Origin of the sequence: Nocardiopsis sp. CC223A (assembly GCF_030766825.1) — a bacterium.
Lineage (GTDB): Bacteria > Actinomycetota > Actinomycetes > Streptosporangiales > Streptosporangiaceae > Nocardiopsis.
In genome coordinates, this window is sequence record NZ_JASFDV010000053.1 from 42,846 (window position 1) to 49,072 (window position 6,227).

Annotated in this window: 6 protein-coding genes; all 6 read left to right on the forward strand. The window is 70.6% G+C overall.

The genetic code is table 11. The features are described from left to right. The first annotated feature begins 24 nt into the window (after positions 1–24). Positions 25–510 (forward strand): phage holin family protein, encoded by a 486-nt coding sequence (locus QJS33_RS20190; protein ID WP_306369587.1) that lies wholly within the window; start codon positions 25–27, stop codon positions 508–510. A 10-nt stretch (positions 511–520) separates the two neighbouring features. After that, complete coding sequence (locus tag QJS33_RS20195; protein ID WP_306369588.1) at positions 521–1,426, forward strand: alpha/beta fold hydrolase; 906 nt, start codon at positions 521–523, stop codon at positions 1,424–1,426. A gap of 8 nt (positions 1,427–1,434) precedes the next feature. Continuing rightward, the gene (locus tag QJS33_RS20200) at positions 1,435–1,929 is read left to right on the forward strand and encodes a DUF309 domain-containing protein (protein ID WP_306369589.1); all 495 of its coding nucleotides are present in this window, start codon (positions 1,435–1,437) and stop codon (positions 1,927–1,929) included. Positions 1,930–2,327: 398 nt separating this feature from the next. After that, positions 2,328–4,754, forward strand: coding sequence for a sodium-translocating pyrophosphatase (locus QJS33_RS20205; protein WP_306369590.1), 2,427 nt, complete (start codon positions 2,328–2,330; stop codon positions 4,752–4,754). Positions 4,755–4,921: 167 nt separating this feature from the next. Next, positions 4,922–5,398 (forward strand): histidine phosphatase family protein, encoded by a 477-nt coding sequence (locus QJS33_RS20210; RefSeq protein ID WP_306369591.1) that lies wholly within the window; start codon positions 4,922–4,924, stop codon positions 5,396–5,398. A gap of 59 nt (positions 5,399–5,457) precedes the next feature. Beyond that, the gene (locus QJS33_RS20215; RefSeq protein WP_306369592.1) at positions 5,458–5,895 is read left to right on the forward strand and encodes a VOC family protein; all 438 of its coding nucleotides are present in this window, start codon (positions 5,458–5,460) and stop codon (positions 5,893–5,895) included. The last annotated feature ends 332 nt before the right edge of the window (positions 5,896–6,227 follow it).

A 6,227-nucleotide genomic window follows, 5' to 3' on the forward strand; every position in this document is an offset into this window, starting at 1 on the left:
GACCGACAGAAGGGAAACCCCGCGATGGTGGACAAGCCGGGAACCGGCGGGCCGGGTGCCGCCGGAGACACCGACCGCTCCGTCGGTGCACTCGTCTCGGACGTCACCGGGAACTTCTCCCGTCTGGTGCGCCTTGAACTGGAGCTCGCCAAGGCCGAGGCCAAGCTCGAAGCGGCGAAGGTCGGCAAGGGCATCGCCGGGTTCGCGGTGTTCGCCGTCCTCATGCACATCTTCGTCATCCTCCTCTCGGTGACCATCGCCTTCGTCCTGTACGAGGTGGCGGGTCTGCCGGGGTGGGCCTCCTTCGCCATCGTGACCGGCTTCTACCTGCTCGTCGCGATCGTGTTCGCCCTCTTCGGCCTGATCAGCTTCCGCCGGATGCGGGGCCTGGAGCGCACCCGGCTGACCGGCTCCCGCCTGGGCGCCATCCTGCGCCGCGAGATCGTTCCGCCGGGGTCGGAGGTCGCGGCCGCGAACGGGGCCGGGACCCCGGCCACCGCCGGCGACTAGCCGTCCCACCGTGCTGGACGATTCGGCCGCCTACGTCGAGGGCCCCTGGGTCCACCGCAACGTCGGGGCCGCGGGCGCCCGCTTCCACGCCGCCGAGCTGGGGGAGGGGCCGCTGGTGCTGTTCCTGCACGGGTTCCCCCAGTTCTGGTGGGCGTGGCGGCACCAGCTCACCGCGGTCGCGGACGCGGGCTACCGGGCGGTCGCCGTGGACCTGCGCGGGTACGGCGGCAGCGACAAGACACCGCGCGGATACGACCTGGTGACCCTCGCCCAGGACGCCGCCGGCCTGGTCCGGGCCCTGGGCGCGCGCCGGGCGGCCGTGGTCGGCCACGGTGTCGGCGGCATGGTCGGCTGGACCATGACCGCCTACCACCCGGGCATCGTCCGCGCCCTGGCCGCGGTCGCGTCCCCGCACCCGGGCCGGGCGGCCCGCCTGCTGCTCTCCATGGGGCCGGGCGCCCGCCACATGCTCCACGCCCAACTGCCGGTCCTGCCCGAGCACCACCTCCTCGCCGACGGCTGCGCCCGGGTCGGCGACCTGCTGCGGGAGTGGTCCGGTCCGGACTGGCCCGACACCGAGGCCGAGGAGATGTACCGGATCGCCTTCTCCATCCCCAAGGTGTCCCACTGCTCCCTGGAGTACCACCGGTGGATCGCCCGCTCCCGGCTGCGCCCGGACGGCCTGCGCTACCACGCGCGTATGCGCACGCCGGTGCGCGTCCCGGTGCTCCAGGTCCACGGCTACCTCGACCCGGTCTGTCCGCCGGAGGCGGCCCGCGCCTCGGAGCGTTCGGTGACGGGGGCCTACCGTTGGAGGGGGATCCCCGGTGTCGGTCACTTCCCACAGGAGGAGCGCCCGGACACCGTCTCGGGTGAGCTCGTCCGGTGGCTCGACGACCTCCCCGGCGACGATTGAGGAAGAAGGTGGACACGGTGAACGCGGACCGCGACCGCGCCCCGGACGGGCGCGCGCAGAACCAGCGCCCCCGCGACCGCTACGGCCGGCCGATGCCGCACGGCAGCGTCGGTGAGGTGGAGCGGGTGCCCGACGACGCCGAATTCTCGCCGGAGGAAGGGCTGGAAACGGCCCAGACCCTGCTCGACCAGGGGTACGCTTTCACCGCCCACGAAGTCCTTGAGGCCGTGTGGAAGTCCTCCCCCGAGTCCGAGCGCGAACTGTGGCGCGGGCTGGCGCAGGCGGCCGTGGGCGTCACCCACGCCCAGCGCGGCAATCTCACGGGCGCGGCCCGCCTGCTGCGCCGCGGCGCCGACCGGGTGGAGCCCTACGGCCCGGACGCGCCGCACGGTGTGGACACCGCCGCGGTGGCGGCCTTCGCCCGCTCCCTGGCCGACGACCTGGACGCGGGCCGCGCCGGGCCGGGCGACGGGGTGGACCCGTCCCGGATGCGGTTGCGCTGAGGCTCCTGGGGCGGATTCCTGGTTCCGGCCCTTTTGAGAACTTTAACGTTAACACCGAATTAAGTCATTATGCAAGAAGAGTATCGCCGATAAAGGCATTTATCCGTTTTTCGAGATCACCGGTGGATCACATCTTTGATCATTCTCGAAAAAATCCCTAATCCGCTCTCTTCTTTCTTCTTCGGGCTGCGTAGGATTTCCGGATCACCGCCCGTGAGCGCGTGGCACGGGCAGTGGGCACCAAACCGAAGGTGGCACCGCTTCGACCCCGGACCACGTGCCGTCGGGCCAGTTCAAGGCTCCTTCCGGACGGCGGTACGGGCACGGCCCTGCGCGGGATTCCCCGCGCTTCGCGTGCGCGGGGGAGAAAAGGTCGTGCCCGTCTCAAGGAGGACGGATTGTCTGGGCTCAACCTCGCCGCACAAAGCGGCACGGCCCTAGAACTGCAAGGCATCGACTTCACACTCGTCATCGTCGTCATGGCGGTCGCGCTCCTCGCGCTCGCCGTCGCGGGGATGCTGGTACGTGAAGTCCTCGCCGCCGGGCAGGGCACCGAGCGAATGCGCAACATCGCGGTCGCGGTCCAGGAAGGAGCGGGCGCGTATCTCCGGCGACAATTCCGCACCCTCGCGGTCTTCGTCGTCGTCATCCCCCTGCTGCTGCTCCTGCTCCCCGCCGACTCGTGGGCCATCTCCATCGGCCGGTCCGCCTTCTTCGCCCTCGGCGCCCTCCTCTCCGCCGCCACCGGCTTCATCGGCATGTGGCTCGCGGTCCGGGGCAACGTTCGCGTCGCGGCGGCCGCCCGCGGAGGCACCACCGCCGACAGCCACACCGCCATGCGGATCGCCTTCCGCACCGGTGGCGTCGCCGGCATGATCACCGTCGGCCTGGGCCTGCTCGGCGCGGCCGTCGTCGTCCTGGTGTACCGGGGCGACGCCCCGATCGTCCTGGAGGGCTTCGGCTTCGGCGCCGCTCTCCTCGCCATGTTCATGCGTGTCGGCGGCGGCATCTTCACCAAGGCCGCCGACGTCGGCGCCGACCTCGTCGGCAAGGTCGAGCAGGGCATCCCCGAGGACGACCCCCGCAACGCCGCCACCATCGCCGACAACGTCGGCGACAACGTGGGCGACTGCGCGGGCATGGCCGCCGACCTGTTCGAGTCCTACGCCGTCGTGCTCGTCGCCTCCCTCATCCTGGGCCGCGTCGCGTTCGGTGTCGAAGGCCTCGTCTTCCCCCTGCTGGTCCCGATGATCGGTGTCCTCACCGCCATCATCGGCATCTTCATCGTCGCCCCCAGGGGCGGCGACAAGTCGGCGATGTCGGCGATCAACCGCGGCTTCTTCATCTCCGCCGGGATCTCCGCCCTGCTCGTCGTCGCCGCCTCCTTCTGGTACCTGCCCGACAGCTTCGCCGGGCTGCCCGGTGCCGGCCAGAGCGTCCTCGACGAGATCGCCGCGGCGGGTACCGACCCCAACCCGCGCTTCATCGCCATCGCGGCGGTCCTCATCGGCCTCGTCCTGGCGGCCGCCATCCAGCTCCTCACCGGCTACTTCACCGAGACCGACCGACGGCCCGTCCGAGAGATCGGCGAGAGCTCCGAGACGGGCGCGGCCACCGTCATCCTGTCCGGCATCTCCGTCGGCCTGGAGTCGGCGGTCTACTCCGCCCTGCTCATCGCCGGCGCGGTGTACGCGGCGTTCCTCCTGGGCGGCGGGTCCATCACCCTCAGCCTGTTCGCCGTCGCCCTCGCCGGGACCGGCCTGCTCACCACCGTCGGCATCATCGTCGCGATGGACACCTTCGGCCCCGTCTCCGACAACGCCCAGGGCATCGCCGAGATGTCCGGCGACGTCGAGGGCAAGGGCGCCGAGATCCTCACGAGCCTGGACGCCGTCGGCAACACCACCAAGGCCATCACCAAGGGCATCGCGATCGCCACCGCGGTCCTGGCCGCCACCGCCCTGTTCGGCGCGTTCCGCACCTCCGTCCAGGAACAGCTCGGCGGCGAAGAGGTCTTCTCGCTGTCCCTGGACAGCCCGGACGTCCTCGTCGGCGTCATCATCGGCGCCAGCGTGGTGTTCTTCTTCTCCGGCCTGGCCATCATGGCGGTCGGCCGCGCCGCCGGCCGCGTCGTCCTGGAGGTGCGCGAGCAGTTCCGCACCCGGCCGGGGATCATGGACGGCACCGAGAAGCCCGAGTACGCCCGCGTCGTCGACATCTGCACCCGGGACTCGCTGCGCGAACTCATCACCCCGGGCCTGCTCGCCGTCCTGGCCCCGATCGCGGTCGGCTTCGCCTTCGGTTACGCCCCGCTGGGCGCGTTCCTGGGCGGCGCCATCGCCGCGGGCGTCCTCATGGCCGTGTTCCTCGCCAACTCCGGCGGCGCCTGGGACAACGCGAAGAAGCTCGTCGAGGACGGCCACCACGGCGGCAAGGGCTCGGAGGCCCACGCGGCCACCGTCATCGGCGACACCGTCGGCGACCCGTTCAAGGACACCGCGGGTCCGGCCATCAACCCGCTCCTGAAGGTGATGAACCTGGTCGCGCTGATCGTCGCGCCCAGCGTCGTCATCTTCCAGGACAACACCGCTCTGCGGATCGGTGTCACCGCCGTGGCCGTCGCCATCCTCGTCGGCGCGGTCCTGTGGTCCAAGCAGCGCGGCGCCGGCACCGAGGCCGAGCCGGCCGAGCTCGGACGCAGCGCCCCCGAGAGCGACGACGACGATGAGGTCCCCTCCGCCGACTCCCCGGGAGTCGAGGGCGGGACCGACATCACCGACGAGGCCCCCGGACACGACAACAAGGAAGAGGCCCGCACCAACTAGGCGCACGACGACAGGGGCCGCCGGGAGCACCCGGCGGCCCCTCCTAGTCTGGAGCGAAGAACGTACTCAGGGGGGCTCATGTCGGGAATGAAAGGTCTGTTCGTCATCGTGGGGGTGATGGTGGGGTTCATGGTCCTGCTCTCCATCGTCGCGACGGTGATCGCGTCATGACCGACCGCACGCTGCTCCTGCTCCGCCACGCCAAGGCCGAGACCGGCTACGGGGTCATCGACTACGACCGCGCCCTCACCGACCGCGGCCACGACCAGGCCCGCAGGGTCGGCCGCCTCCTCGCCGAGGCGGGCCACACCCCGGACCACGTCATCTGCTCCGCCGCCAAGCGCACCCGCCAGACCCTCGAAGGCGTCCTGGAGGTCCTCGGCACCGCGCCGGAGATCGACTACTCGGAGTCGGCCTACACCGCCGGCGTCGACTCCCTGGTCGAGCTGATCACCTATGTCGACCCCGGGGTGCGCACCCTTCTGGTGGTGGGCCACAACCCGACCATCGCCCAACTGGCGGCGACGTTCGTGGGCAACGAGGCCCTGGTGTCGTACTCACCGGCCACGGTCTCCGCGGTGAACGTGGAGGTCGAATGGCTCTACACGGCCCCGGGCACGGGGTCCGGGCGGATCCTCGGCTGAGCCCTCCCGCAAACGGGTCCGCGGGTGGAGCCCGGTCGGCCGGTTTAGAGTGTGCGACCATGCCATCGATCAAGAAGATCCAGGTCACCTTCGACTGCGCGGAACCCGAGCGCGTCGCACGCTTCTGGTGCGACGTGCTGGGGTACGTCCTACCGCCGCTGCCGGGCGAGTCGGACGAGTTCGCCACCTGGGAGGACTACAAGAACTCGCTGCCCCCCGAAGAGCAGGACGCATGGTGCGCCTGCGTCGACCCCACGGGGGAGGGCCCGCGTCTGTACTTCCAGCGCGTTCCCGAGGGGAAGACCGCCAAGAACCGGGTGCACATCGACGTGCGGGTCGCCTACGAGCTCGCGGGCGAAGAGCGCCTCGCCGCGCTTGAGGCCGAGTGCGCACGCCTGGTCCAGCTCGGCGCGGCACACGTGGAGACGCTGTACGACGGCAATGACGCGTGCATCGTGATGCAGGACGTCGAGGGCAACGAATTCTGCCTCACCTGATCCCGGCCGGGCGGGGCTCCCCCGGGTCCGCACCGGGGGAGCCGCTGCGTCGCCACCGGCGACTCCCGGTCCGTAGGGGCACGACCGGCAACTGTGACCCAGGACACGCGAGCGAACGTTTGCGTCGCTCCGAGTCGGGGGGTAATGTTCTCCGAGTCGCCTCCGACGGGCCCAAGGTCCGGGAGGAGGCGGAGCCGAGCGAACCGAACGCGAAAGCGGGCGGGCCGGCCGATCTTCTTCTCTCTGAAATTCAGCGGTTCGGAGCAGTGCTGCGGACATGTAAACTCGGAGAGTGCTTCCAAAGGAAACAGCGGAAGCGAGCCTTTGCTGAG

Excerpts from the sequence above, each read along its gene's own strand:
- QJS33_RS20215 (WP_306369592.1), top strand. The coding sequence starts at position 5,458 with ATGCCATCGATCAAGAAGATCCAGGTCACCTTCGACTGCGCGGAACCC.
- QJS33_RS20190 (WP_306369587.1), top strand. The coding sequence starts at position 25 with ATGGTGGACAAGCCGGGAACCGGCGGGCCGGGTGCCGCCGGAGACACC.
- QJS33_RS20210 (WP_306369591.1), top strand. The coding sequence starts at position 4,922 with ATGACCGACCGCACGCTGCTCCTGCTCCGCCACGCCAAGGCCGAGACC.